Origin of the sequence: Pseudomonas libanensis (genome assembly GCF_001439685.1) — a bacterium.
Taxonomy (GTDB): domain Bacteria; phylum Pseudomonadota; class Gammaproteobacteria; order Pseudomonadales; family Pseudomonadaceae; genus Aquipseudomonas; species Aquipseudomonas libanensis.
On sequence record NZ_JYLH01000010.1, the window covers coordinates 223,758 to 249,417 of the forward strand.

General features: G+C 61.1%; 24 protein-coding genes. 10 read left to right on the forward strand and 14 right to left on the reverse strand.

Going from position 1 to position 25,660, the window contains the following annotated elements:
• The first annotated feature begins 3 nt into the window (after positions 1-3).
• Entirely contained in the window at positions 4-723 is a 720-nt protein-coding gene (locus tag TU73_RS17290) for a lipopolysaccharide kinase InaA family protein (protein ID WP_057013231.1), read from the forward strand.
• Positions 720-947, forward strand: a complete 228-nt coding sequence (locus tag TU73_RS17295; RefSeq protein ID WP_043051098.1) for a hypothetical protein — start codon at positions 720-722, stop codon at positions 945-947. The genes TU73_RS17290 and TU73_RS17295 overlap by 4 nt, the downstream gene beginning before the upstream one ends.
• 76 nt (positions 948-1,023) lie before the next feature.
• Here the strand turns inward: TU73_RS17295 and TU73_RS17300 are convergent, their stop codons facing one another.
• The 3 genes from TU73_RS17300 to TU73_RS17310 are packed head-to-tail and all read right to left on the reverse strand — an operon-like array spanning position 1,024 to position 4,659.
• Positions 1,024-2,121, reverse strand: coding sequence for a DUF1513 domain-containing protein (locus TU73_RS17300; protein WP_057013232.1), 1,098 nt, complete (start codon positions 2,119-2,121; stop codon positions 1,024-1,026).
• A gap of 2 nt (positions 2,122-2,123) precedes the next feature.
• Positions 2,124-3,188 (reverse strand): imelysin family protein, encoded by a 1,065-nt coding sequence (locus tag TU73_RS17305; protein WP_057013233.1) that lies wholly within the window; start codon positions 3,186-3,188, stop codon positions 2,124-2,126.
• 31 nt (positions 3,189-3,219) lie between these two features.
• On the reverse strand, positions 3,220-4,659 hold the full coding sequence (locus TU73_RS17310; protein ID WP_057013234.1) for a di-heme oxidoreductase family protein: 1,440 nt from the start codon (positions 4,657-4,659) through the stop codon (positions 3,220-3,222).
• Positions 4,660-4,799: 140 nt separating this feature from the next.
• On the opposite strand from TU73_RS17310, the gene TU73_RS17315 reads away from it, so the two are divergent.
• Positions 4,800-5,363: an NAD(P)H nitroreductase gene (locus tag TU73_RS17315; protein ID WP_034115818.1), complete on the forward strand. Its 564-nt coding sequence runs from the start codon at positions 4,800-4,802 to the stop codon at positions 5,361-5,363.
• Between the two features lie 99 nt (positions 5,364-5,462).
• Here TU73_RS17315 and TU73_RS17320 read toward each other — a convergent pair whose 3' ends face one another.
• The 7 genes from TU73_RS17320 to gap form a co-directional block, all read right to left on the reverse strand.
• On the reverse strand, positions 5,463-7,601 hold the full coding sequence (locus tag TU73_RS17320) for a methyl-accepting chemotaxis protein (protein ID WP_057013235.1): 2,139 nt from the start codon (positions 7,599-7,601) through the stop codon (positions 5,463-5,465).
• 137 nt (positions 7,602-7,738) lie between these two features.
• Entirely contained in the window at positions 7,739-8,140 is a 402-nt protein-coding gene (locus TU73_RS17325; RefSeq protein WP_057013236.1) for a YbaN family protein, read from the reverse strand.
• A gap of 169 nt (positions 8,141-8,309) precedes the next feature.
• The gene (locus tag TU73_RS17330) at positions 8,310-8,918 is read right to left on the reverse strand and encodes a biliverdin-producing heme oxygenase (RefSeq protein ID WP_057013237.1); all 609 of its coding nucleotides are present in this window, start codon (positions 8,916-8,918) and stop codon (positions 8,310-8,312) included.
• A gap of 137 nt (positions 8,919-9,055) precedes the next feature.
• Positions 9,056-11,620 (reverse strand): TonB-dependent receptor, encoded by a 2,565-nt coding sequence (locus tag TU73_RS17335; protein WP_057013238.1) that lies wholly within the window; start codon positions 11,618-11,620, stop codon positions 9,056-9,058.
• 116 nt (positions 11,621-11,736) lie between these two features.
• Complete coding sequence (locus tag TU73_RS17340) at positions 11,737-12,705, reverse strand: FecR family protein (RefSeq protein ID WP_057013239.1); 969 nt, start codon at positions 12,703-12,705, stop codon at positions 11,737-11,739.
• 74 nt (positions 12,706-12,779) lie between these two features.
• Positions 12,780-13,298 carry an RNA polymerase sigma factor gene (locus TU73_RS17345; protein ID WP_057013240.1) on the reverse strand — a complete coding sequence of 173 codons (519 nt, stop codon included), beginning with the start codon at positions 13,296-13,298 and terminating at the stop codon, positions 12,780-12,782.
• A gap of 221 nt (positions 13,299-13,519) precedes the next feature.
• Positions 13,520-14,521 (reverse strand): type I glyceraldehyde-3-phosphate dehydrogenase, encoded by a 1,002-nt coding sequence (gene gap / locus TU73_RS17350; RefSeq protein WP_005791003.1) that lies wholly within the window; start codon positions 14,519-14,521, stop codon positions 13,520-13,522.
• Positions 14,522-14,742: 221 nt separating this feature from the next.
• Here gap and edd point away from each other — a divergent pair, with 221 nt between their 5' ends.
• The 4 genes from edd to TU73_RS17370 are packed head-to-tail and all read left to right on the forward strand — an operon-like array spanning position 14,743 to position 19,750.
• A complete protein-coding gene (gene edd / locus TU73_RS17355; protein ID WP_057013241.1) occupies positions 14,743-16,569 on the forward strand; it encodes a phosphogluconate dehydratase in 1,827 nt (608 codons plus the stop codon).
• On the forward strand, positions 16,566-17,522 hold the full coding sequence (locus TU73_RS17360) for a glucokinase (protein WP_057013242.1): 957 nt from the start codon (positions 16,566-16,568) through the stop codon (positions 17,520-17,522). The genes edd and TU73_RS17360 overlap by 4 nt, the downstream gene beginning before the upstream one ends.
• Positions 17,523-17,556: 34 nt before the next feature.
• Positions 17,557-18,291: a response regulator gene (locus tag TU73_RS17365; protein ID WP_046069370.1), complete on the forward strand. Its 735-nt coding sequence runs from the start codon at positions 17,557-17,559 to the stop codon at positions 18,289-18,291.
• A complete protein-coding gene (locus TU73_RS17370) occupies positions 18,281-19,750 on the forward strand; it encodes an ATP-binding protein (RefSeq protein ID WP_057013243.1) in 1,470 nt (489 codons plus the stop codon). Before TU73_RS17365 ends, TU73_RS17370 begins: the two co-directional genes overlap by 11 nt.
• Before the next feature lie 123 nt (positions 19,751-19,873).
• Here TU73_RS17370 and TU73_RS17375 read toward each other — a convergent pair whose 3' ends face one another.
• Positions 19,874-20,803 carry an AraC family transcriptional regulator gene (locus tag TU73_RS17375; protein ID WP_057013244.1) on the reverse strand — a complete coding sequence of 310 codons (930 nt, stop codon included), beginning with the start codon at positions 20,801-20,803 and terminating at the stop codon, positions 19,874-19,876.
• 327 nt (positions 20,804-21,130) lie between these two features.
• On the opposite strand from TU73_RS17375, the gene TU73_RS17380 reads away from it, so the two are divergent.
• Both TU73_RS17380 and TU73_RS17385 read left to right on the forward strand, forming a co-directional pair.
• Positions 21,131-21,472 (forward strand): antibiotic biosynthesis monooxygenase family protein, encoded by a 342-nt coding sequence (locus TU73_RS17380; protein ID WP_043050050.1) that lies wholly within the window; start codon positions 21,131-21,133, stop codon positions 21,470-21,472.
• Positions 21,473-21,513: 41 nt separating this feature from the next.
• Entirely contained in the window at positions 21,514-21,759 is a 246-nt protein-coding gene (locus TU73_RS17385) for a hypothetical protein (protein ID WP_057013252.1), read from the forward strand.
• Positions 21,760-21,794: 35 nt separating this feature from the next.
• Here the strand turns inward: TU73_RS17385 and TU73_RS17390 are convergent, their stop codons facing one another.
• Positions 21,795-22,427 carry a flavin reductase family protein gene (locus TU73_RS17390; protein WP_057013245.1) on the reverse strand — a complete coding sequence of 211 codons (633 nt, stop codon included), beginning with the start codon at positions 22,425-22,427 and terminating at the stop codon, positions 21,795-21,797.
• A 188-nt stretch (positions 22,428-22,615) separates the two neighbouring features.
• On the opposite strand from TU73_RS17390, the gene TU73_RS17395 reads away from it, so the two are divergent.
• Complete coding sequence (locus tag TU73_RS17395; RefSeq protein ID WP_057013246.1) at positions 22,616-23,371, forward strand: COG4705 family protein; 756 nt, start codon at positions 22,616-22,618, stop codon at positions 23,369-23,371.
• Positions 23,372-23,469: 98 nt separating this feature from the next.
• Here the strand turns inward: TU73_RS17395 and TU73_RS17400 are convergent, their stop codons facing one another.
• Positions 23,470-24,789, reverse strand: a complete 1,320-nt coding sequence (locus tag TU73_RS17400) for an MFS transporter (RefSeq protein ID WP_057013247.1) — start codon at positions 24,787-24,789, stop codon at positions 23,470-23,472.
• 392 nt (positions 24,790-25,181) lie between these two features.
• Positions 25,182-25,660, reverse strand: a 479-nt coding sequence (locus TU73_RS17405) for an integrase core domain-containing protein (protein ID WP_156421191.1), incomplete at its 5' end; no start/stop codon positions are given.

Below are 25,660 nucleotides of genomic sequence, written 5' to 3' on the forward strand. Positions count from 1 at the left end.
AGGATGGCAGTTGAGTGCGTAGCAGGCAGTCATGTAGCTCCCGAAGAACGATTTGATTTTTTCTGGCGTCAGCAAGGCGAGTGGGTTGAAGAACCCAATCGCCGACGTGGTGGCGAAAGCGGCGTGCAGCGTGTGGTAGGCCCCAACGGGCGGTTGCTCTATAGCAAGCGCCAGACCGGCCATATTTACCGCAGTTGGCTGCACCCCTTTGGGCGCCCGACCGTGCTACGTGAACGTGATGCCCTCAAGGGCCTGCGTTTGCTGGATGTGCGCGTGCCGGAGCTGGTGTTCTGCGAGGCGCGACGCGACCCGGAGCACCAATGGAAAGCCCTGCTGGTCACTGCGTCCCTGGACGGTTTCGACGAGATCGAAAACTGGTACGCCGCTGGCGGCCGTGAACAGTATGGCGAGGCCGTCCACGAGCGCTTGCTGCAGGAATTGGCCGGCACCCTGGCCCGCATGCATAAAGGCCGCTGGCAGCACGGTTGCCTGTATATCAAGCACATCTTCGTGCGGGTCACCGGCGAGCCCGAGGCGGCGACTGTAGAAGTGGCCCTGCTGGACTTTGAAAAATGTCGCCAACGCTTGACCGCTTATCGGGCCGCGTCCCATGACATGCTGCAATTGCGCCGCCATTCGTCGTGGAATGATACCGACTGGAAAAAACTCAGCTACTTTTACGAGACGGCGTTTGGCAGCGCTATCAAGGGTTTAATCAGATGAAGCTAGAAATAGCACGAGGTTTGTTCCTGGTCGGGGCGTTGGGCGTTTCAGCCCTGGCCCTGGCGGTGTGGGAACAACCTCGCACACAAGTGCTCAGTGCGGTAGATGGCGGTGGGCAATGCCTGTTGCCACGCATTGCCAAGGCGAGTGTGGCGGCCAAGCCTGATCATGAATTGCTGTTATTCATGTTCGGGATGTCTCAAGCGATGAAGCCGCAGAGTTGAAACGATTGCCCCCAAAAAAAGGGCCTTGCGATGCGAGGCCCTTTTTTTATGCCTGAAGCTCCTACAGAGGGGTATTTCAGATCAGGTGCAGGTGGTTATCCCAAAAGCCGGCCGGTAATTCCAGCGGCTTGGCCAGCAGCGTTGACTGGCGGCAATCATAGAAGCGGCATCGCCCTTGGCCTGACGTGACGACGAATCCATCGGCTACTGCACCCACACCGGCGCAGTCGGGTAGCGGCCCATCCAGGCGCAGCTCGGCGCTGTCCATGTCCCAGATAAAGAAGCGATTGCCCCGTGGCGCGGTCAGTGCCACCAGGCGCAGTTCGCTGTGCACCGCCACGCTGGCGGTGTAGTGCCCCATCGCCTGCAACTGCTCATCAGCCACCGGAAACGCCACGAAAGGCTGGCCCGGGCGCTTGATCGCCAGCAACTCCGAGCGTTCCTGGGACGGCCCCATGAACTGCTGCCCGGTGAGGATAGTGCCATCGTTGGCGATGCCCATATGGCGCACGCTGTTCATCTGCTGGCCCAGGGTTTCCTTGCTGATCAAGGTGCCATCGCGGTGCATCAGCACCAGGCTCGGCTCCATGGCGTTGAGGTTCATCTCTACCCGGCTTTCGGCTTCGGTGCGAATACCGCCGTTGGCCACCACCAGTGTTTCGCCGTCGGGCATCCAGGAGACCTGATGCGGGCCGATGCCGTGGGTGGAAATCTCGCCACTATGCACCAGCCGCTCGCCTTCGAACTTATACACACCCAATAGGCCGCGGCCGGGGTCAGACGTGTCGTTCTCGGTGGCGTACAGCCAGTCGCCGCTCTTATGGATCACCGCATGCCCGTAGAAATGGCGGTTGGCGTTCGAACTGATGGTTTGCAACAGCGCGCCATCACGCAGGTCGATCAGGTAACTTTCGGTGCCCGGGCGGCGGGCGACGAACAGCGCAATCGGCAACGTCGGATGGTTGATGATGTCGTGGCAGCGCTGGCCGACCCGGGTGGCAAACACCTGCTTGCCATCCAGGCGATAGCCGACGGCGTAGTGCTTGCCGTCGGCATCATCCCGCGCCGACAGCAGCAGCGGGCCTTTATCCTTGCCTTTGAACAGCGTCCAGCCGCCCAACGTAAGGGCGCTGAGCAGCACGCTGCCCACCGCCAAAGCCTGTCGCCTGAGCATCATCAGTCACCGTCGTTGGCGTTGAAGCCCAGTTGGATTCCCAGGGCCTTGGCCAGCTCGCCTTCATGCAGGCGGTGGACCACGTTGAGGCTGTCGTAGATGTCGTTGAGCTGCTGGCGCCCGGCGTCATCGTTCAACAGTTCGTTGAGGCTGCGCTGGTTACTGGCGAACAGTTTCAAGGACGCGGCATAGGCGGCGTCGATCTTCTCGGCCAACGGCTTCTGGTCCGCCGGCAGCAGGCCACGCAAGCCTTTGTTGTCGACGCCGACCCACACGGTCTGGGCCGCGGCGAGGCTCACCTCCAGGCTTTGCAGCGACGACTGGCTGCGCCATGCATCGGCCTGGAACGGCTGCGGGATGCCCTTGGTCTGGCGGCCCATGGGCGTGCCGAGTTTTTTCTTCAGGGTGTCCAGGGCGGTCACTTGCACACGCAGCAGGTCGGCAATGGCCTCGTGGGAATCAGCGTAGCGCTGGTTCGGGAACTTGGTCATCTGCGCGAGCATGCCGTCGGTGCTGTTCCAGCTGGCGAGAATCTCTTCGGCCAGGACTTTCTGGCGCTCGCCGATGGCCATCAACAGTGGGCAGTAGCGGGCTTTCTGCGCTTCGTCGGCGACGTCTGGCTTGGCGTCGTAGAGGATGTATTCGTAGGCCGACAGGCCCTGCACCACGACACTGGATTTAGCCAGGGCGGCGGCATCGATCTGCGGCTGGGCGCTGACCAATTGCTCGACCTGGCGACCGACCAGGTTCTTCTTGTCCGGCCAGAACTGCACCTGCCAGGCACGGTTGCCCTCGGCCAGCGGACCGATCAGCAGCGGTTGCAACTCGGCCCAGGCTTTTTGCGCGTGGAGGAAGTCGGCACGGGCGGTGTCCAGGCTTTCCTTGCCCTGGCAGTAGGCCAGGGCGCTGACGGCCAGTTGGCGGTCGGCCTCAACCCAGCGGCTGTAGGTCGGCAGTATCACTTGCTTGGCGATGGCCGCCGAGGTCACCGCTTGCGGGTCCTGGGGCGAGCAGGCGCCGAGGGCAAGGGCGGCCAGGCTGGTGAACAACAACTTGGGACGAAACATGTCGAGCTCCCTTCTGTAAGTGGGGCAAAGCTTATAAAGAATTCAGGAACGCCAGCAACGCGGCACGCTGCTCGGCATTGAACGACAACACATGCTGCTGCGCCGCTTGTGCTTCACCGCCATGCCACAGCACGGCCTCGAGCAGGTTGCGGGCGCGGCCGTCATGCAAGAACTGGGTGTGACCACTCACGGCTTGCGTCAGGCCAATGCCCCACAACGGCGGGGTGCGCCAGTCGCGGCCAGAGGCTTTGAATTCGGTACGGTTATCGGCGAGGCCTTCGCCCATATCGTGCAACAACAGGTCGCTGTAGGGGCGTATCACCTGGTTGGCCAGCTCGGGTTCGGCGGCGTTGGCGGCCGTGGTGAATCTCGGCTTGTGACAGCCCTGGCAACCGGCTTGGTAGAACAGGTTCTTGCCGGCCAGCACCTGCGGTGTGTTGACGCCTCGGCGCGCGGGCACCGCGAGGTTACGGGTGTAGAACAGCACCAGGCGCAGGATATTGTCGCTGACTTCCGGCTCGCCGTCAGGGCCATTGCCGTTGGGCGCCTGCTTGCAGGCCACTTGGGCGTCGGTGCAATCATCGAAAGGCCTCAAGGAGGTCGTGAGGCCCATATCACCGGAAAAGGCGTGAACGTTTTGTTGATTGAGGTTGGGTTGCCCGGCTTTCCAGCCAAAACGCCCGAGTACGGTTTTATGCTGGGCGTCATCCCAGACCCGGTTGGCGCGGCCGACGATGGCGTCTTTATCGGCGGTCTTGGGGTCGGTGTTGCGCAGGATATCGGCGTCGCTGATCGCTTCGAGCAGGCCCAGGCCGATCATCGGTGGTGCCACCCGTGCGGAGAAGCGTGTATCAGGATGCATCGGGCCGTAGCCGAGCTGGGTTATTTGCAGGTCGGGTTTGCGCAATTCGACGACGGTGCCGTCCTTGAAGCTGACTTGGACAGGGCTGTAGTCGACCCGCACCTTGCCTTCCGGAACGACGCCCGGCACGGACATGTCCTGCAACTGCCCGCCATACACCGGCTCGGGGACCACGCCGAGTTGCTCGATGAGCTTGGCGTAGGAGGGGCGCTCTGTAATGGAGAGAGGGATGGAGAGGCGCACCAGCATAGACACCGCATTCGGCGCATCAGGCAGCGGCGGATGGCCCCGGCCGTCCTTGATATGGCAGTTCTGGCAGGCGTTGGTATTGAACAGCGGGCCCAGGCCATCCCGTGCCGTGGTGGTGGACGGGGCGATCACCCAGGGGCTGCGGAAGAAACTGTTACCGACGCTGAAATCCAGGCGGCGGGTGGGCGCCAGGTTGGCCGAGGGCAGGGAAAAGGCGTTCTGGTCGCGCTTGTTCACCGTCGTCGCGCCACCGGACCGCGACTCACCCGGCTCGGCCTTGGTGAAGCGGGGGGCGTCGTCGCAAGCGGTCAGGCTTAAAGCCATCAACGCTGCGGACAGGCAAAAAAGCGCACGGAACATCGGAATTCCTGGAAACGGTCGGAAAATGTGGTCGCAAAGTCTAACAGGGCAGGGCGGTTTGAATAAGAGCAATTATCGTTTGGTGGCATCCGGATTCATTCCCGCTAGAATGACTGCACATTTTTTTCTGGAGGTGGCCAATGCAGGCTCTCGACGCTTTGCTCAACCGTGTTTCCGTGCCACGTCTGCTGGAACCGGCACCGACCCAGGAGCAGCGCGACCTGTTGTTCGCCGCCGCCATGCGTGCGCCCGACCACGGTCAGCTGCGCCCTTGGCGTTTCCTTACCGTAGAAGGCGCGGCCCGTGAGCAGATGGGCACGCTGTTGGCCGAGGCCGCGCGCCTGCAAGATGCCGACGCTCCCCAGGCGGTCATCGACAAGGCCCAGAACGGCCCGCTGCGTGCGCCGTTGGTGGTGGTGGTGATTGCGCGCCTGCAAGAGCACTTCAAGGTGCCCAAGTCCGAGCAATTGCTGGCGGCGGCCTGTGCAGCCCACGGCATCCTGTTGGCGGCCTATGCCCAGGGAATTGGTGCGGTGTGGCGGACCGGGGAGTTGTCCTACTCGGCCCATGTAGCCAAAGGGTTGGGGCTGACGGCGGATGAAGAAGTGATTGGCTTTCTTTACCTCGGCACGCCGCAGAACCCGCCGCGTACGGCGCCGAAGGAAGACCTGACGCCGTTCGTCCAGGCCTGGACCGGCCTGTAATTCCCTGTGGGAGCGGGCTTGCTCGCGAAGGCGGTGGCTCAGTCAATAGATCAGGTGACTGACACACCGCCTTCGCGAGCAAGCCCGCTCCCACATTTTCTATACCCTGAACTGATCCATCAACTTCATCTGCTGGCTGGCCAGTGCATTGAGCTGGCTGCTGATCGCCGCCGACTCGGTGGCCTGGCCGGTGAGGGTTTCGGTCACGGTGCGAATCGCCGAGACGTTGCGGTTGACCTCTTCGGCCACTGCGCTCTGCTCTTCGGCGGCACTGGCGATTTGCAGGTTCATGTCGCTGATCACGGTGACCGCGTCGCTGATCTTGCCCAGGGCCTGCACCGCCTGGTGGATCTGTCCGGCATTGCTCTGGGCCTGTTGCTGGCTGGAGTGCATGGTCGCTACCACGCCTCGGGTGCCGCTCTGGATACGTTCGATCACCAGGCGGATTTCCTCGACCGAATCCTGGGTGCGCTTGGCCAGGTTGCGTACTTCGTCGGCCACCACCGCAAAGCCACGCCCGCTTTCGCCGGCGCGTGCCGCTTCAATCGCGGCGTTCAATGCGAGCAGGTTGGTCTGTTCGGCGATGCTGCGGATCACCTCCAGGACCGAGCCGATCTGTTCACTGTTGATCGCCAGGGCTTCGACTTCGCTCACCGCTTTGCTGACTTCCTCGGCAAGGGTGGTGATATCACGGGTGCTCTGCTCGATGATCGACATGCCTTCGCGGGCCGACTGATCGGCACCGCGTGCCGCGCTGGCAGCATTCGAGGCGCTGTTGGCGACTTCATGGGCAGTGGCGCTCATTTCATTGGAGGCGGTCGCCACCTGGTCGATTTCGCGGAACTGCACCTGCATGCCTTCGCTGGTCTGGCGCGCGATGGCCGACGATTGATCCGCCGTACCACGGGCTTCGGTGATGCTTTGCTTGATCTGCGCGATGGTCGGTTGCAGCTTGTCGAGGAAGCGGTTGAACCAGTTCACCAACTCGCCCAGTTCGTCTTTCTTGGCGTACGCCAGGCGCTGGGTAAGGTCGCCGTCGCCGCTGGCGATGTCCTTGAGCATGGCGGCCACGCTGTTGATCGGCCGGGTGACGCCGGTGGCGGTCAGCCAGATCAGCAGCAAGCCCAACAGGCCGGCAGCCGCTGCCACCAGCAAGGCTTTGAGGGTACCGCTGGCCTGGGCCTCGTCGAGCACCGCTTGCAGCTTGACGTTATCGGCCAGCATCACGGTTTTCGGCAGTTTGATCACCACGCCCCAGGACTTGGCATCGGCAATCGGCTTGACCGGGTACACGGCGCGAATGATGTCGTTCTGCTCGCGGATCACGGGCCGGTCAGTGGCTAGCAGCTGCACGATTTCCTTGCCTTCGGCGCCGAGGCTGTCGATCAGGTTCTTGCCCACCTTGGCCGGTTCACCGCTATAGGCTGCGATCAGGCCGGTGCTGGACAAAATCTCCAGGTGCGCTGCGCCGTTGAACAGGTCTGTCTGTGCGGCATCGGTGGTCGCTTGCAGGGCAGTGAGGGCGATATCGATGCCGACGACGCCAATGACTTTGCCATCGACGATCAGTGGCAGGGAAATGGTGGTCATCAGCACAGGTTTACCGGCCACTGTGTCTTCGTATGGGTCCAGCAGGCAGGTGCTGCGGGTGTCCCGTGGGCAGGTATACCAAATGTTGTAGGGCGTGCCGCTGAGGTTGAGGGTGGTCTTGGTCAGGTCATCCTCGACCATGATGGTGTTGAGGCCTTCACCGCCGGCACGGCTCCAGTAGCTGGAAAAGCGGCCTTTTTCGTTGGAGACGCGGGCTTTGTCGTCGACGAATTCGCTGTCTTTGCCGTCCAGCCCGTTGGGTTCGAACGACAGCCAAATGCCCAGCACCTTGGTGTTGCGCTCGAATGCGGTTTTTACGCTTTGGTTGATTTCTTCGCGCAGGGCGCCGGCTTCAAGAGAGCGCTTGGTCCCCAGCTGGCGCAGGTCTTTGATCTGGTCGGCGAGAGCCGTGACCACCAGCAGATTTTCACCGAAGGTCTTTTGCAAGTGCCCGGCCTGTTCGGCTGCCTTGGCTTGCAGCAGCTGTTCCACGCTGGCGGTCAGCATTCGTGAGCTTGAGTCACTGACCAATAGGTCGTTCTGGTTGGTGTTGTAGATATTGATGCCGACCACCAGTGCAATGACCCCCAACAGGCAAAGACCGGACAGCAGCACTATTTTCAGGCGAATGGAGAGGGTGTCGAACATAGGTTCACTCACGGATGACTTGTTGGAATGCGGGCAGCAGAGCCAAGTCCATTCGGCGCCATGCCTGAAACATCGGCGTCACAAATCGATTCATGAGGAATAGGCGATGAGCGGTAGGATAACGCCTACATGCAGCCCTATATGGGCCGTGCCAGTTGCTCGGGGCGAGACCAGATCCACAGGTTGCCCAGGCTCATCCCGGCAATGGCCAGGTACACCGCCCAGCCGTGATCCAGCATCACCAGCATCAAGGCGGCACACAGCAACATACTCACGGTGGCGCTGACCTTGGCCCGGCGCGCAATGATCCTGCCGTTGCGCCAGTTGAACAGGATAGGCCCGAACAAGCGGTGGTTTTCCAGCCAGGCGCTCAGGCGCGGTGAACTTTTGGTGGCGGCCCAGGCGGCGAGCAGGATGAATTCGGTGGTCGGCAAACCCGGTATGACAATCGCCACCAGGCCGATCCCCAGGCTGACGTAGGCCAGCAGGCCGAAGAGGAGCTGGGCGATTTTGGAGGAGGATTGGGGTTTGCCTGTCATGCTGCAGTTTTCTGGTGGGAAGGTTTACACATTATCAGCCATGAAATGCACCCAAATGTGGGAGCTGGCTTGCCTGCGATAGCGGTGCATCAGGTTAAACATCTGGAGCTGACCCACTGCCATCGCAGGCAAGCCAGCTCCCACATTGAACCGCTGTTTACCGGAACACTTACGCCAGTTCTGGGGCGCTAGCGTACGCCTGTTCCAGCAACACGGTGAAGCGCACAAACGCATCGATCGCGCCTTTTTCCACTGCAGCTTCTTCCTCGGCGCTGAATTCCAGGCTGTCGAGGGTGCGGGTGAAGCTTTTCCAGCCTTCGGCGCGACCACCGGCCGGCTCGCCCAGGTGACGGGCGCCGAAGGTTTCGCCGAGGCCCAGGCCGACGGCGCGCTTGATCAGGAACGCGGCGCCCAGCTTGGAGCCTTCGGACACGAACAGCCAGCCCAAGGCCTCGGCTTTACTCGGATTCTTCACCGCACCGGCCACCGGGGCCGGGATTTCAGTGTCCAGGTCTGCCAGGTCGAGCTTGGCGGCTTCGGCGCGGCAGCGTGCGGCCAGGTCCGGGACGATCTTGATCAGTTCGGCATCGTTGTACAGGGCCACCAGCTCTGACTGGAACAGGTACTGGGCCACTACGAAGCGGGCGAAGTTGGCTTGGGTTTCGAACGGCGCATGAGCCTTCACCAACGCATCCAGCTTGGTGTGCGGCTCGTTGGTGATCTGGTTCAGGCGCTGGGAGCGCAGGCTCGGGCGTTCTGCGGTAGGAGAAGCGGTCATGTAAAAAGTCCTTGAGAAGGTAAGCGCCTGGGTGCCCTTAAAGAGAGCTGTTATCAACTAGACGAACAAGAAGACGTGGCACAGTAAAAAATCCTCACCCCGCCGCTGATGGATTCCGGCGAGGTAAGGCGGCTGGGTCAGATGTCCCAGATCAGGTTGACCGCAAAGTTGCGACCGGGCTGGGTCAGGCGGTCGAGGTTGGCCGGGCCGGTTACCGCGGCTTCGCCGACGCTGTCGTAGCTGCGCACGTCATCCCAGTTCCAGTACTTCTTGTCGGTGAGGTTGTAGAGGCCGCCGTTGATGGTCACGTCGTTGCTGACCTTGTAGTAGGCAGTCAGGTCGAGGATGCCGAAGCCCGGAGTCTTGAACGGGCCGTCGGTGCTTCCGTCGGGGGCGTGGAAGGTGGTGCCGTCGACGCGGTCCTGTTTCTTCACCAGGGTCCAGCTCAGCAAGCCACCGTAGTTGTCCTGGTCGTAGCCCAGGCCGAACACGCCTTTGAGTGGGTTGACGCTGTTGAGCGGTTCGCCATTGTCGTCGTTGCGACCGTAGGTGTAGGCAATCGAACCTTGGGTATACAGGCCCTTCGGCGCGCCGAAGGCATCCAGATTCAGGCGGCCCTTGGCTTCCGCGCCCTTGATGGTGGCGCGCTTGATGTTCACGGCCTGGAACTGTTCCACAGTGCCGCCGACCACGGCGTTGTCTTCGTCGATAAAGTCGCGGTACTTGTTGTAGTACACCGCAATATCGAAGGAGCCTTCGTCGAATTTGCCGCGAATCCCGGTTTCGATGCCTTTGCTGGTCTCCGGCTTGAGGTCGGGGTTAGGAGCGACGGTGTAACCCAGATCAAGATTCTCAAAACGCCCGTACAGGGCCTTGGCCGACGGGGTACGGAAGCCCTCGGCGTATTGGCCGAACCAGGTGTAGTGATCGGTCAGGGCATAGGTCAGGCCGAACTTGGGTGTTACGCGATTCCAGGTCTTGTCCTTGCCGTCGACGGCATAGGCGCCGGTCGGGTTGACGGTGTTGAGGAATTCCTGGGTCAGCTTGGGCTTGAGCCGGGTGTAGTCATACCGCACGGCGGGCAGGAAGGTCCATTTGTCCCAGGTGATCTGGTCCTGGGCGAACAGCGAGTAGGTGTTGATGGTTGGGTCGGGGAAGTCGCTGGCCTTTTTCACGCTATCACCGGCTGAAGGGCTGGGCGCGCCGGTGGCTGTGCATCCGGCGCCAACCGCCAGGCACGAGGCCGAGCCTTCGCGGGAGCCGGTGACTTTCTGCTGCTTGAGGGTGGTGCCGTAGGTCACTTGGTGGTCGGTTTCGCCCAGGCTGAAAGCCTTGTCCAGTTGGGCGTCGAAGACCCACTGTTTTTCTTCGTAAAGGGTATCGCGGGTGCGCAGGACACGACGGCCAGCCTGGTAGATTTCGGCGGTGGTCTGGTCGGTCTTGGCGATCTGGTAGTTGAGGCTGGTCTTGATGCGGTCGGCAATCGGTGAATCAAGGGCGAAGCTGTTTTCCAGGCCGAAGCGCTCGCGGGTAATGGTGTCGTTGCCCGAGCGGGCACGGTAGAGGTTCATGCCCCGACCGCCGATGAACGGGCCGCCCACGGCGTTCTTCAAGTTGACGTCGCGGTCATCCTTGAACTTCTCGTAGGTCAGGCCCAGGCGATTGTCGTCCCCGTAGTTCCAGCCCAGCTTGGCCAGTACGTTGGTGGTGCGCGCATCTTCCGGGTTGGCGCCGGTACGGGCCAGGCCGGTGGCGTTGTTGCCGTCGTAGGATTCGGTTTCATGGCCGTTGCGCTGGCTCAGGTGCAGCAAGCCGTCAAAGTCCTGTATACGCCCGGCGAAGGTGCCGGAGGTCAGCCAGCTTTCATCGGCGGAGCTGTAGCCGGTCTTCAGGCGGGCGCCGACGTCTTTGCCGGGCTTGATGATGTCGTCCGGGTCGAGGGTGAAATAACTCACCGCGCCGCCGATGGCGCTGCTGCCGTACAGGGCCGAGGCCGGGCCGCGCAGAATCTCCATGCGCTTGACGATTTCCGGGTCGACGTAGTTGCGGCGGGTCTTGGCGTAGGGGCCATTGAAGAAGTTGTCGGGCACTTCGACGCCGTCTACCTGGGTAAGGACGCGGTCGCCGTCGATGCCGCGGATGTTGTAGCCCGCATTACCCGAACGGGTGCCGGCGCCGCCGACCGAGACGCCGGGTTCGTAGCGCACCAGTTCACGGATGTTGTTGACGTTCTGGCGGTCCAGCTCCTCGCGGTCGTGCACGCTGACGGTGCTCGGTACGCTGTTCACATCCTGTTCGTTACGGGTGGCGCTGATGGTCACCTGTTGCAGGCTGAGGGCGCCGCCTGCGGCCCGTTTCTCCAGCACGATGTTGTTATTGCCCAGTTTGCGATAGCTCAGGTTGGTCCCCGCCAACAGCCGGTCCAAGGCTTTTTCTGGCGGCAACGGGCCGCGTACGCCAGGGGACGACACACCCTGGCCCAGCTCGGCCGGCAGGCCGACTTGCCAGCCGGTTACCGCAGTAAAGGCATTGAGTGCCGACACAAGCGGCTGCTGCTCGATGCTAAAATTGTAATTTGCATGGCTGCGCGGGGGCGGCTCGGCGGCGGTGGCGGCCATGACGGGCGTGCCAGCCAGCAGGATCGCAGCGGCCAGCAAGGACAAGACGGGCGAAGAACACCGGCGGTTGAAACGAGAGGACATCGAGAGCGCTCCGGGGGTACGTATCTTATAGTTGCGAACCGAACCAAATAGGAATCAGTTGCATTGGCTATAACGAGACGTATTGCCGGTTAACATCGAGTAAAAATAATTCTCATTTAGTTCAGGATCACCAACGCCGGGTATTCCGACAGCTTGGCCGAGGTGATGTGGGCGAGGGAGCGCACCACATCCAGGGGCTGGTCGAGGCGATAGTTGCCGGTGACGGCGACACTGGCCAGTTGCTCGTTGTTGTTGACGATCCAGCCTGGGTAATAGCGCCGCAGCTCGGCCAGCACTTCGCCCATCGGGCAGTTTTCGAACACCAGTCTGCCCTGGACCCAGGCCAGGTCCTTGCTGGCATCCAGCTTGGCCGGCTGCCCGAACCCCTTGGGGCCGATGCGGATGCTTTGGCCGGCACTCAGGCGCACGCGGGCGTCGTCGAAGGTGTTGCTCAAGTCGACATCGCCACGCTGCACCTGTACCTGGGCTTCGCCATTGAGGTAGCGCACGGCGAACGCCGTGTCGCGCACGCTGGCGCGTACGGGGCCGGCGTCGATTTCCAGGGGCAGGCCACGGGTGGGGGCTACTTCGAAAAACGCTTCGCCCTGGTACAGGCGGGCAATGCGCTGGTGGTCCCTGATGCTGCTGGAAAACGCCGAGTTGGTGTTCAACAGCACCTTGGAGCCATCGTCCAGTTGCAGGCGCTGGCGCTCGCCGACCACGGTGAGGTGGTCAGCCTGCAGGCGCACCGGCAGGTTGCTGAAACTGAACAGGCCGATCAGCAGCACGGCAGCGGTAGCGAGGGGTTTCCAATGTGGTTTGACCCGGCGCCAACCCCTTGGCTTGCGCGGCGCAGCGAGGGCTACGGCGGCACTGTGTACTGGCGCGCCACTCCAGGCGGCCTGGGCCTTGCTGAAGGCGTGGACGTGGGCCGGATCTGCGGCCAGCCAAGCGTCGAACGCGGCCTGCTGCCCGGGTTGCGGGCACTGCAAGGCGATCAGCCAATCGAGGGCTTGGTCCATGGCCGCGTCTTGCAACACCTCATGAGCCAATTCATGGGGTGGCAGTTTATTCGGGTCCGTCACGGTGTTCCTCGGGTCTTCGCCACGTTCTATTCATCTTTCCTACAGCTTGGATCGATAGCTCTGTCGGGTGAAGCTTAAGGCTGATCCAACCGTTCGGCCACACCTACACAGATGGCCATGATCAATTTCAGTTCCTTTTGCACGGTGCTCAAGGATACGCCCAATTGATCGGCAATCTCCTGGTAGCTGCAACCGTGCAGGCGGCTGAGGATGAAAATCCGTTGCTGGCGGGCGGTCAATTGGCCGAGGCTGACGCTCAAGTGCTCCAGCAGTTGCTCGGCCTGGGTGGCTTCTTCCGGCGTACTGACCGGGGCGGCGACGCTTTGCAGCACGTCCAGTGGCACATCTTCCTGCAACGTGCGGGCCTGGATCCGGCGTGAACGCAGGTGGTCCAGCGCCAGGTTGCGCGCTGTCTGGTAGACAAAAGGTTCGAGGTGGTCGATTGGCCGCTCGCTCAGGGCCCGAGTCACGCGCAGGTAGGTTTCATGCAGCAGGTCTTCGGCAGTGCTGTGGTTTTTGACCATGCGCTGCAGAGTGCGAAGCAGAATCACCCGTTGGGTGAGAAAGACGTGGTTGAAGCGAGATTGGCTCACAGTGATACCAGACCGATTTACAGTGAATGATAATGCTTATCATCAACTGAAATGGCAAGTGGCACTTTGAGATGCCTTGGAGATCATGTGGGAGCCAGGCTTGTGTGGGAGCCGGGCTTGCCCGCGATGCAGGCGACTCGGTCTTTCAGTTAAACCAAGGTGATGCTATCGCAGGCAAGCCAGCTCCCACACAAGCCAGCTCACACAGTCCAGCCCAGGGATTACTCGGCGTTGCAGAGCGCCAGGCAGTTATCCAGCATGCGGTTGGAGAAGCCCCACTCGTTGTCATACCACGCCAGCACCTTGAGCAGCTTGCCGCTGACCTTGGTGTGGTTGGCGTCGAAGATCGACGACAGTGGGTTATGGTTGAAGTCACTGGAAACCAGCGGCAGGGTGTTGTAGCCGAGGATCTTCGAATGCTGGCTGGCCTGTTTGAGCAGGGCATTGACCTCATCGGCGGTGGCTTCTTTCTTCAATTGCACGGTGAGGTCCACCAGAGACACGTTGATCACCGGTACACGCACCGCCATGCCGGTCAGCTTGCCCGCCAGTTCCGGCAGCACCAGGCCCACCGCTTCGGCGGCGCCGGTTTTGCTTGGGATCATGTTCTGGGTGGCCGAACGCGCGCGGTACGGGTCGGTGTGGTAGACGTCGGTAAGGTTCTGGTCGTTGGTGTAGGCGTGAATGGTGGTCATCAGGCCGCTTTCGATGCCCAGTTCGCGGTGCAGCACTTGGGCCACCGGCGCCAGGCAGTTGGTGGTGCACGAGGCGTTGGAGATGATCTGGTGGGATTGACGCAAAATGTCATGGTTTACCCCGTAGACCACAGTGGCATCCGCGCCCTTGGCCGGTGCCGAGATGATCACCTTGCGTGCGCCGGCGGTAATATGGGCGGCAGCCTTGTCACGGTCGGTGAACAGACCGGTGCATTCGAACACGACGTCGATCTTGTGTGCAGCCCACGGCAGGTCGGCGGGGTTGCGAATGGCACTGACGGCAATCCGGTCACCATTGACGGTCAGGCTTTCCTGATCGTGGGCGACCTCTGCATCGAAAGTGCCATGCACGGTGTCGTACTTGAGCAGGTGGGCATTGATCGAGCTGTCGCCCAGATCATTGATGGCGACGATCTGCAAATCCTGGCGGTAACCTTGGGTATACAGTGCGCGCAGGACATTACGGCCGATACGGCCAAAACCATTGATTGCGATACGTAGAGTCATTGGAAAGTGCCTGTCGTCGATTTGTTGTAAGAATTACAAGATTATTCGCATAAAAATAGAAAACAAGCCTTTTTAGTGGCAATATTTTGTTCAATCTACAACGAGTGACCTGAATCAACTGGTCCGATGATCCAAACGACCCCCTGCCATCCCATGAGCCGCGGGCGTTTGATCAGCATAGACACTCAGGTCGCCACATCCGTTAGCCTGGAGTTCTATACATGCATCCCCGCGTCCTTGAGGTCACCGAACGGCTTATCGCCCGCAGCCGCGCCACCCGCGAGGCCTACCTTGCGCTCATTCGCGGCGCCGCCAGCGACGGTCCGATGCGCGGCAAGCTGCAATGCGCCAACTTCGCCCACGGCGTGGCCGGTTGCGGCACCGAAGATAAAAACAGCCTGCGCATGATGAATGCCGCCAACGTGGCAATTGTTTCTTCGTATAACGATATGCTCTCGGCGCACCAGCCTTATGAACATTTCCCTGAACAAATAAAGAAAGCCCTGCGTGAAGTGGGCTCGGTCGGCCAGTTCGCCGGCGGCACGCCCGCCATGTGCGACGGCGTGACCCAGGGTGAGCCGGGGATGGAGCTGAGCCTGCTCAGCCGTGAAGTCATCGCCATGTCCACGGCGGTAGCGCTGTCCCACAACATGTTCGACGCCGCGCTGATGCTGGGGATCTGCGACAAGATCGTCCCCGGCCTGATGATGGGCGCGCTGCGCTATGGTCACCTGCCGATGATCTTCGTGCCCGGCGGGCCGATGCCGTCGGGTATCTCCAACAAGCAGAAGGCCGATGTGCGCCAGCGCTACGCCGAAGGCAAGGCCAGCCGCGAAGAGCTGCTGGAATCGGAGATGAAGTCCTACCACAGCCCCGGCACCTGCACCTTCTATGGCACCGCCAACACCAACCAGCTGCTGATGGAAGTGATGGGCCTGCACTTGCCGGGCGCGTCGTTCGTCAACCCGTACACGCCGCTGCGTGATGCGTTGACCCGCGAGGCCGCGCATCAGGTCACCCGCTTGACCAAGGCCAATGGCAACTTCACGCCGATCGGCGAGATTGTCGACGAGAAGTCCATCGTCAACTCCATCGTTGCCCTCAACGCCACGGGCGGTTCCACCAACCACACCCTGCACATGCCGGCCATCGCCATGTCGGCGGGCATCATCCTGACCTGGCAAGACATGGCCGATCTTTCCGAGGTGGTGCCAACCCTGTCCCACGTGTACCCAAACGGCAAGGCCGACATCAACCACTTCCAGGCGGCGGGCGGCATGTCGTTCCTGATCCGCGAACTGCTCGAAGCCGGCCTGCTCCACGAAAACGTCAACACCGTGGCCGGCAAGGGCCTGAGCCGGTATATCCAGGAACCGTTCCTGGTGGACGGCGAGCTGGTCTGGCGCGATGGCCCCATCGAAAGCCTCGACGAAACCATCCTGCGCCCGGTGGCCCGTGCGTTCTCGCCCGAAGGCGGCCTGCGCGTGATGGAAGGCAACCTTGGCCGTGGCGTAATGAAAGTCTCGGCGGTGGCGCCGGAGCATCAGGTTGTTGAAGCGCCGGCGGTGGTGTTCCAGGACCAACAGGACCTGGCGGACGCCTTCAAGGCCGGCCTGCTGGAAAAAGACTTCGTCGCGGTGATGCGCTTCCAGGGCCCGCGCTCCAACGGCATGCCCGAATTGCACAAGATGACGCCCTTCCTCGGTGTGTTGCAGGACCGTGGTTTCAAGGTCGCGCTGGTGACAGACGGGCGTATGTCCGGCGCCTCGGGTAAGATCCCCGCCGCGATTCACGTCAACCCCGAAGCCCAGAGCGGCGGGCCACTGGCGCGAGTGCAGGATGGCGATATCATCCGTGTGGATGGCGTTACCGGCACCTTGGAGCTTAAGGTAGACGCCGCAACTTTTGCAGCGCGCACGCCTGCCACGGGCCTATTGGGCAATAACGTGGGCGCCGGTCGTGAGCTGTTTGCATTCATGCGCCTGGCCGCAAGCTCCGCAGAGCAGGGCGCCAGCGCCTTTACCTGTGCCTTGGAGACGCTTAAGTGAAACTTGCGCTGGTCGGTGACATCGGGGGTACCAACGCCCGCTTTGCGTTGTGGCGGGACCAGGAGCTGCATTCGATCCGCGTGCATGCCACCGCAGATCACTCGAGCCCTGAGGAGGCCATCAAGGTCTACCTCAAGGAAGAGGGCCTGCAAGTCGGCGATATCGGCGCGGTGTGCCTGTCGGTAGCCGGGCCGGTGAGCGGTGATGAATTTAAATTCACCAACAATCATTGGCGCCTGAGCAAGACTGCGTTCTGCCAAACGTTGCAGGTGGATGAACTGCTGCTGGTCAACGATTTCTCCGCCATGGCCCTGGGCATGACGCGCCTCAAGCCCGATGAATTCCGCGTGGTCTGCCAAGGCACGCCGGAACCGTTGCGCCCGGCCGTAGTGATCGGCCCGGGCACCGGCCTCGGTGTGGGGACGTTGCTGGATTTGGGCGCTGGCCGCTTTGCGGCGCTGCCGGGGGAGGGCGGGCATGTCGACCTGCCCCTGAGCAGCCCGCGGGAAACCCAGCTGTGGCAGCACATTTACAACGAGATTGGCCATGTCAGCGCCGAAACCGCGTTGAGTGGCGGTGGGTTGCCGCGTCTGTACCGCGCCATCTGTGCGGTCGACGGGCATACTCCGGTGCTGGACAGTCCCGAGGCTATTACCGCAGCGGGGCTGGCCGGTGATCCGGTGGCCATGGAAGTGCTGGACCAGTTCAGTATCTGGCTGGGCCGGGTGGCGGGCAATAACGTATTGACCACGGGTGGGCGCGGTGGTGTTTACATCGTGGGTGGGGTAATACCGAGGTTTGCCGACTTCTTTATCGCCAGCGGTTTCGCCAAGAGCTTTGCGGATAAAGGCTGCATGAGCGACTACTTCAAGGGCATTCCGGTGTGGTTGGTGACCGCGCCGTATTCCGGGTTGACCGGGGCGGGTGTGGCGCTTGAGCAGGCTTTTGCGTAGACAGTGATGGCCCCATAACAACAAGGAGGACCCCGTGAGCGTAATCAGTAAATCCATTCTCCTCGTCGACGACGACCAGGAAATCCGCGAATTGCTGCAAACCTACCTCAGTCGCGCCGGCTTCCAGGTGCGTGGCGTGCCGGATGGCGCGGGGTTCCGCCAAGCGATGAACGAGGCGCCATGCGACCTGGTCATCCTCGATGTAATGCTGCCGGACGAAGACGGTTTCAGCCTTTGTCGCTGGATCCGCCAGCACCCTCGCCAGGCGCAGGTGCCAATCATCATGCTCACCGCCAGTTCCGACGAAGCCGACCGGGTGATCGGCCTGGAGCTGGGCGCCGATGACTATATCGGCAAGCCATTCAGCCCCCGCGAATTGCAGGCGCGCATCAAGGCGCTGCTGCGTCGTTGCCAGTTTGGCCAGGAACGCGGCAGCAGTAGCGACGTGCTGGTGTTCGACGAATGGCGCCTGGATATGATCAGCCATCGGCTGTTCCACGTTGACGGTGAAGAGGTGATCCTCTCCGGTGCCGACTTTGCCTTGCTCAAATTGTTTCTCGACCACCCGCAACAGATCCTCGACCGCGACACCATCGGCAACGCCACTCGTGGTCGTGACCTGATGCCCCTGGACCGTATCGTCGACATGGCTGTCAGCCGCCTGCGCCAGCGCCTGCGTGATACCGAAAAACCCCCGCGGCTGATCCGCACTGTGCGCGGCAGCGGTTACCAGCTGGCAGCCAGCGTGGTTGCCGGCAATGCCCACTGAACACCCGGCCGAACGCCGCCGCCGCTTTCCGGTACCGCGCTCCCTACTGGGGCGCATGCTGCTGCTGACCTTGCTGGTGGTGCTGTTCGCCCAGGCATTGTCCAGCGTGATCTGGGTCTCGCAGTTACGCGCCACCCAACTTGAGGGCCTGGTTACCAGCGCCCGTAGCCTGGCGCATTCAATGACCGCCAGCGTGAGTTATTTCCGTTCGCTGCCGGTGGCCTATCGGCCCTTGGTGCTCGACCAGTTGCGCAGCATGGGCGGCACGCGTTTTGTCGTAACCCTCAATGATCGCCCGCTGGATATGGCCTTGCTGCCGCAAACCCCGCGCAAGCAGGCGGTGCTGGAAGCGGTCGATGACGTGTTGCGCCAGACCCTGGGCGCCAACGTGCTTATCTCGGTGGAGTTCGTCAGCGCCGAAGACCTGCGTATCTTCAATGCCGGCTTGAAGCTCGACGAGCTGCCGCGCTCCTGGGCCCATTACGCCTTGACCCTGGAACCGGTAAACCCGCCGGTACTGGTCACCCAGATCCAGCTTGCCCCCGGAGAATGGCTGTACATCGCCTCGCTGTTGCCCGAGCCCTATACCAGCCTCGAGGAGCAGGGCCTGCCGTCCCAGCAGGTATGGTTTATCGTGTTGACCAGTGGTCTGTTGCTGCTGTTCATCGGCCTGCTGGTGCACTGGCAAAGCCGGCCGCTCAAGCGACTGGCGCGGGCGGCGCGGGATATGTCCCTGGGCGCCGATGTGGAACCTGTGGCCGAAGGCGGCGGCAGTGAAGTGGTGGAGGTGGGCCGTGCCTTTAATGCGATGCGCGAACGCATCAGCCGTTACCTGACCGAACGCAGCCAGTTGTTCAGCGCGATTTCCCACGATTTGCGCACACCGATTACCCGCCTGCGCTTGCGTGTGGAATTGCTCGAAGATGAGAACCTGCAAGCCAAGTTCGGCCGCGACCTGGATGAATTGGAGTTGCTGGTCAAAGGCGCGCTGCAATGCGTGAAAGACACCGACATTCACGAAAACATCCAGCCGGTAGACCTCAACCACGTACTCGAATGCCTGGTGGAGCCGTACCTGGCACCCAACGGCAACGGTCGCGTGTCCCTGGATGGCGCAGCCCTTGCGACCTACCCGGGCAAGCCGCTGGCGCTCAAGCGTTGCATCGGCAACCTGATCGACAACGCGTTGAAGTATGGGCAGAACGCACATTTGCATATCGAGGACGATGGCGTGCAGTTCATCCTGCATGTGGATGACGAGGGACCTGGTGTGCCGCAGCAGCGACTGGAGCAGGTGTTTGAACCGCACTTCCGCCTGGCCGGCCAGCAGCAGGGTTACGGATTGGGATTGGGGATTGCGCGCAATATTGCCCACAGCCATGGGGGGGAGGTGAGTTTGCAGAACCTGCGTGAAGGCGGCCTGCGCGTCACCCTGCAGCTCCCCCGAACCTTGGATTAATAAACCCCTTCGATCAACTGTGGGAGCTGGCTTGCCTGCGATAGCGGTGGCTCAGTTGACTCATCAGTGACTGACACACTGCCATCGCAGGCAAGCCAGCTCCCACATTTTACTCTGCGTACATCAGATGCTTTGACGCAGCCGGGCCAGGTCGCGCAGCGGCGGCGCACCAAACAACCGGCTGTATTCCCGGCTGAATTGCGATGGGCTTTCATACCCCACCCGATAGCCCGCCGCTGAGGCTTCCAACCCTTCGGCAATCATCAGCCGCCGCGCCTCCTGCAAACGCAGTTGTTTCTGGTATTGCAGCGGGCTCATGGCGGTGATCGCCTTGAAGCGATGGTGCAAGGTCGAGACGCTCAGGTTCACTTCCTTGGCCAGGTCGTCGATGCGCAGCGGTTGTTCATAGTTGCCGTTCAGCCATTTGATCGCCTGGCTGACCCGATGGCTCTGACTATTGGCCACGGCGATTTCATACAGGCGATAACCCTGCGGGCCACGCAGCAAACGGTAGAGGATTTCCCGATTGATCAACGGCGCAAGCATGGCGATGTCTTTGGGCGTGTCCAGCAGCCGGGTCAGGCGCAGCACGGCGTCGAGCAATTGGTGGTCGATGCGGTCGACGTACATTCCGCGGGTCGACGGGCGCGAGGGAACGCCCATGGGCCCGGCCTCTGCGATCAGGGCCGTCAGTTGCGTCGGGTCGATGTTGATACGCACCGACAGGTTGGGGTTCTCGGCGGTGGCATCGATAATCCGCCCGGCCACCGGCATCGCCACCGAGAACACCAAGTAGTTGAGCGGGTCGTAGGCGAAAATTTCGTCGGCCAGGCGCACTTCCTTGCTGCCGCTGGCCAGGATGCACAGCGCAGGTTCCACCAGCACCGGCATGAAATCCCGCGGTGTGTTGTGGCGGTTCAGGTACAGCGAGGTAATCGCGGTGCCGTAGGAGCCGTCTTCCCAAGTATGGCGGTGCACGATACTGGCCAACTCGGCGCGTTGCTTTTCCATCTCGGCATCGAGGGGAGTGGACTTCGGGTCGGGCGACGGCATGGGGCGTCCTCTACACGCTACTTTGATGGGCTCAGCTTAGCGGCGGCTTTTCAAATAGTGTTACGTCGATTCTGCCTGATCCTTGCCTGATCCTGCGATCTGTCGTGAATCAGGCAAGCGCCAGGCCTGTCATCTCCCTGAAACACTGGGCAGGTGCGTGGAATAAATCCTGGGGGCAAACGTCCTATCTACGCTTTTCGCAGGATTGTGCAATAAGCCGGCAGGAATCGACTAACCGCGGCCACACCCGCGCCGTTATCTTTGATCCTGTGGCAACACGCCTCCACAGTGCTTGCCGAGCATCACTTCTCAACGGGAGAGTCGAACATGTCCACCCCCATTCCCGCGAGCCATATGGCCTTTATCCGCGCCCGTAGCGGGTGCAGCACCGAACTCGGTGCACGCTTGAGCAGTTTGATCGAACCAGGACGACAGGCCGAGGGTTGCCTGCAATTCTCGTTGCAGCATTCCCAGGTCGACCCCGATGTCTGGCTGGTCTCGGGGTTCTGGAGCAGCGAGCAGGCCATGAGCGCCTACTTCAACTCGCCGGCCCTGATGATCCTCACCGAGTTGTTGAACGACATGGTGATCCGCAGCATGGACTTCCAGACCTTCACCGATGCATCTGCCGCCCATGCCTACGGCGAGTACCTGCAACTGGCCGGTTGAGGGTTACAATGGCCGACTTTCCATTGGCCAGGACTTGCAACATGGCACGTAGACAATTTGCCCACCACGAAGCCGTTTCCGCCGTAGTACCGGGAGAAGATGGCTACAGCGCCGCCGTCGCCGTCAAGGCACTGGATGGCATGGGCGCCCCGCAGTTCCACAAGATCCTCGATGGGCAGACGTTCAAGACGGCGTCCGATGCAGATGATGCGGCGACGCTGCAACTTGAGCGCCTGCTCGATGTGGACGTGGGAGGTCAACTGACTTGGGTAACGGCTTCCAACTAACGAACGCTACCTCCCACATTTTTATTGCATTTCAATCAGGGTTTTGTGGCGCCTGGGCGGTACATTTTGAACAGGGCCTCAGGGCCCAGCTGGAAGTAATCAGCGGGTCCCCCGCCACGCAGGATTGGCTCGGCGGCAGCGGTGTCGTAGATCCCATTCTTGAGCAACCACTTGGCAATGTGCACCGCCACCACTTCGCCCAGCACCAGCCAGCTCGGTACCAGCTCTTTGTCAGCACGTTGCAGCTGGATGATCTGTGTCACCTTGCATTCAAACGACACCGGACTCTCGCCCACCCGTGGCACGCCGACGATTTTCGAGGCCACCGGTGTCAGGCCGGATAACTCGAATTCGTTCACCTCAGGCGAGACCGCCGCGCAGCTCTGGTTCATCTGCTCGGCCAGCGGGCGGGTGGCCAGGTTCCACACAAACTCGCCAGTCTGTTCGATGTTGTTCAGGCTGTCTTTGCGCCCGACACTGGAAAAGCCAATGATCGGCGGAATGTAGTTGAACGCATTAAAGAAACTGTAGGGCGCCAGGTTCAGGCGACCTTCACGGTCGTGTGACGAAATCCAGCCAATCGGCCGCGGGCCGACAATCGCATTGAACGGGTCATGGGGCAGGCCGTGGCCGTTGGCGGGTTCGTAAAAGTGGATATCGTCGGACATGGCCGGGTTCCTGCTACGCGGTTTGGGAGGCCGTCATAGTGCAATCCGTGGCGACGAATTTCCATCGAACCTATGGAATTTTCATACACACGGCACCTATTTTTCACAGCTCCCCGTTCAGTCTGCGCCCAGGTTGACACCCCCATAAGTCGGCCATTGAAAGATTGAGCTTCGGAGCCTTCTACCCCATGAATAAACTTCCTCAGATCACCCTGGCGTTCTGGGTCATGAAAATCTGCGCAACCACCCTGGGCGAAACCGCCGGGGACTTGCTGTCGATGACTCTCAATGTCGGTTACGCCATCAGCTCAATGATGCTGATCAGCGTGTTCCTCGTCACGTTGGTGGCGCAACTGCGGGCCAAAACCTACAACCCGGTGCTGTACTGGATCGTGATTTTGTCCACCAGTACGGCCGGCACCACGATGTCGGACTTTATGGACCGCACCCTGGGCCTGGGCTATGCCGAGGGGTCAATGATCCTCATCGTAATCCTGATGCTCGTCTTTGCACTGTGGCACCTGAGCGGCGATTCCTTGAACGTCAACAAGGTGCAGACCTTCCGGGGCGAGTTGTTCTATTGGGTAGCGATCTTGTTTTCTAACACCCTCGGCACGGCATTGGGCGATTTCCTGGCGGACGATTCGGGGTTGGGCTTTGCGGGCGGGGCATTGTTGATTGGCTCCACCATTGCGGTGGTGGTCGCACTCAAATACTTCACCCGGATCTCGTCGGTACTGTTGTTCTGGGTGGCGTTTGTACTGACCCGGCCGTTTGGTGCAACCTTGGGTGATTTCCTGACCAAACCCTATGAAAAGGGCGGGCTGGACTTTGGCACCATCGGTTCATCTGCCGTGTTGGCGGTGGTGCTGTTGGTGATGATCGTGGGCGCCTCGTATGTGCAGCGGCGTTATGGGCGGAGCGAGGTGGCAGAGTTGTCCTGACTCTAAATGTAGGAAGCTTGCTCGCGAATGCGGTGCATCAGTCGCCATACTCCGTGACTGACACCCTGCATTCGCGAGTAAGCCCGCCCCCACATCTTTTAGTCCGTGGTAATCCGCGAATGCTTGCGCGTGTCCTTCATGGTCACGTACACCATCAGCGACACCGCGATACACGCGGTCACGTACCAGTAGTAGCCGGTTTCCATGCCGATGCTCTTGAACCACAGGGCGATGTATTCAGCGGTACCGCCGAAGATCGACACGGTCAGGGCATACGGCAGGCCCACGCCCAGGGCGCGGATTTCGGTGGGGAACAGTTCGGCTTTCACCACGGCGTTGATCGATGTGTAGCCGCTGACGATGATCAGCGCCGCCATGATCAGGAAGAACGCACCCCACCAGGACTGGATGGTGTGCAGGGTGGTGAGGATCGGCACGGTGAACAGGGTGCCGAGGATACCGAAGGCGATCAGGATCGGCCGCCGGCCAATCTTGTCCGACAGCCCGCCGACCAGGGGTTGCAGGCACATGAACAGGAACAGCGTGGCCGCCGAGATGGTGGTGGAGTCGGAAATGCTCATGCCGACCGTGTTCACCAGGTATTTCTGCATGTAGGTGGTGTAGGTGTAGAACGCCAGGGTGCCGCCCATGGTCAGGCCGACCACGGTCATCAGTTCCTTGGGGTGGCGCATCAAGGTGCGCATGGCGCTTTCCTTGGCTTTTTCCTTCTTGGTGAACGACTCGGTTTCTTCCATGCCACGACGCAGGTACAGCGCGACCACTGCACACAAGGCGCCGATGGCGAACGGGATACGCCAGCCCCAGGCATACAGCTGCTCGGTGGTCAGCAGTTGTTGCAGCACGATCAGCACCGCCAGCGCGATGAGCTGGCCGGAGATCAGGGTCACGTACTGGAAGCTGGAGTAGAAGCCACGGCGTTCCTTGGTCGCCATTTCGCTGAGGTAAGTGGCAGAGGTGCCGTATTCGCCACCGACCGACAGGCCCTGCAGCAAACGGGCAAACACCAGCAGGATCGGCGCGCCGATACCAATGACTTCATAGCTTGGGCTCAGGGCAATCAGCAGGGAGCCGAAGCACATCAGGTAGACCGAGGCCATCAGGGCTTTTTTACGTCCGACTTTGTCGGCATACAGGCCCATCAGCCAGCCACCGATGGGGCGCATCAGGAAGCCCACGGCGAAGATCGCGGCGGTGTTGAGCAATTGGGCGGTGGTGTCGCCCTTGGGGAAGAAGGTCTTGGCGAAGTACAGCGAGAAGGCGGCGTAGACGTACCAGTCGTACCACTCGACCATGTTGCCCACCGACCCGCTGAAGATCGATTTGATTCGGCTGGAAGTGGTGCGTTCTTTCGCCGGCGCAGCCGCCGACCCCAGAGGCAAGGTATTGGAGTTATCCATTGAAGGATCCTTCATCTAGTTGTTTTTATGGAGCGTGCTTGAGCACTGCCTGGTTCGGGCTATAGCAGGAGCTGTGCCAGGTAGATGAAGGCCCGGAATAGAAGGGTTGCAGGATTTTTTTGAGCGGAAAATTGCCGATGGTTTTCGGCTGGTAAGCGGAAATCCGCTTATGGTTGCTGACGCCATCGGGGCATAGGTATCTACACAACTCTGTAGCGCTCAACGGTAACCACGATGCGAAGCGAGCCGCTCTTGATCTTGATCTCAGGCGCCCCGTTAAACCACGCTGGCGGATTACGGGCACACCGAGCCTAGGCGAGGTGCAGAGTGGTGGGGCAAGAGCCCTTTGGTTACCGGCGTTTTTCAAGGTAGTTGTCGCGTCAACCGTTCTGCTATGCCGCTTTTTGTTCGGTCTGCTGTTCCCGATCCGGATTCAGCAACACCGTTCCTACCGGTTCCCAGTTACGTGTTTGCCCTGACCACCGTTCAGGTCTTTTCCGGCGCTCCCGCTCATACAGCTCATGGCGCAGTGCCAGGATCTGATGATCTTTCCCTCCATGGCGCTCTGATGGGGTGACGAAGCGGATCCGGCTGTGCCGGTGTTCGCTGTTGTACCACCGCATAAAATCCCTCACCCAAGTCCGTGCAGCGTCCAAGCTGGCGAAGCCTTCCAAGGGCCATTGCGGGCAGTACTTCAGTGTCCTAAACAGTGATTCCGAGTACGGGTTGTCATTGCTCACGCGGGGACGACCGCGAGAAGGCGTGATGCCCAGCTCATACATTTTGCTTAACAGCGTCACCGATTTCATTGGCGCTCCGTTATCAGAGTGCAACACCAAGGGCTCACGCAGGCACTTCTCATTGATCACGC

Bases quoted from the DNA above. Each gene is read 5' to 3' on its own strand.
- TU73_RS17295 (WP_043051098.1), top strand. From the start codon at position 720: ATGAAGCTAGAAATAGCACGAGGTTTGTTCCTGGTCGGGGCGTTGGGC.
- TU73_RS17370 (WP_057013243.1), top strand. From the start codon at position 18,281: ATGCCCACTGAACACCCGGCCGAACGCCGCCGCCGCTTTCCGGTACCG.
- gap (WP_005791003.1), bottom strand. From the start codon at position 14,521: ATGACTCTACGTATCGCAATCAATGGTTTTGGCCGTATCGGCCGTAAT.
- TU73_RS17330 (WP_057013237.1), bottom strand. From the start codon at position 8,918: ATGACCGCTTCTCCTACCGCAGAACGCCCGAGCCTGCGCTCCCAGCGC.
- TU73_RS17315 (WP_034115818.1), top strand. From the start codon at position 4,800: ATGCAGGCTCTCGACGCTTTGCTCAACCGTGTTTCCGTGCCACGTCTG.
- TU73_RS17375 (WP_057013244.1), bottom strand. From the start codon at position 20,803: ATGCCGTCGCCCGACCCGAAGTCCACTCCCCTCGATGCCGAGATGGAA.
- TU73_RS17310 (WP_057013234.1), bottom strand. From the start codon at position 4,659: ATGTTCCGTGCGCTTTTTTGCCTGTCCGCAGCGTTGATGGCTTTAAGC.
- edd (WP_057013241.1), top strand. From the start codon at position 14,743: ATGCATCCCCGCGTCCTTGAGGTCACCGAACGGCTTATCGCCCGCAGC.
- TU73_RS17320 (WP_057013235.1), bottom strand. From the start codon at position 7,601: ATGTTCGACACCCTCTCCATTCGCCTGAAAATAGTGCTGCTGTCCGGT.
- TU73_RS17400 (WP_057013247.1), bottom strand. From the start codon at position 24,789: ATGGATAACTCCAATACCTTGCCTCTGGGGTCGGCGGCTGCGCCGGCG.
- TU73_RS17300 (WP_057013232.1), bottom strand. From the start codon at position 2,121: ATGCTCAGGCGACAGGCTTTGGCGGTGGGCAGCGTGCTGCTCAGCGCC.
- TU73_RS17390 (WP_057013245.1), bottom strand. From the start codon at position 22,427: ATGTCCGACGATATCCACTTTTACGAACCCGCCAACGGCCACGGCCTG.
- TU73_RS17385 (WP_057013252.1), top strand. From the start codon at position 21,514: ATGGCACGTAGACAATTTGCCCACCACGAAGCCGTTTCCGCCGTAGTA.
- TU73_RS17380 (WP_043050050.1), top strand. From the start codon at position 21,131: ATGTCCACCCCCATTCCCGCGAGCCATATGGCCTTTATCCGCGCCCGT.
- TU73_RS17325 (WP_057013236.1), bottom strand. From the start codon at position 8,140: ATGACAGGCAAACCCCAATCCTCCTCCAAAATCGCCCAGCTCCTCTTC.
- TU73_RS17305 (WP_057013233.1), bottom strand. From the start codon at position 3,188: ATGTTTCGTCCCAAGTTGTTGTTCACCAGCCTGGCCGCCCTTGCCCTC.
- TU73_RS17290 (WP_057013231.1), top strand. From the start codon at position 4: ATGGCAGTTGAGTGCGTAGCAGGCAGTCATGTAGCTCCCGAAGAACGA.
- TU73_RS17395 (WP_057013246.1), top strand. From the start codon at position 22,616: ATGAATAAACTTCCTCAGATCACCCTGGCGTTCTGGGTCATGAAAATC.
- TU73_RS17335 (WP_057013238.1), bottom strand. From the start codon at position 11,620: ATGTCCTCTCGTTTCAACCGCCGGTGTTCTTCGCCCGTCTTGTCCTTG.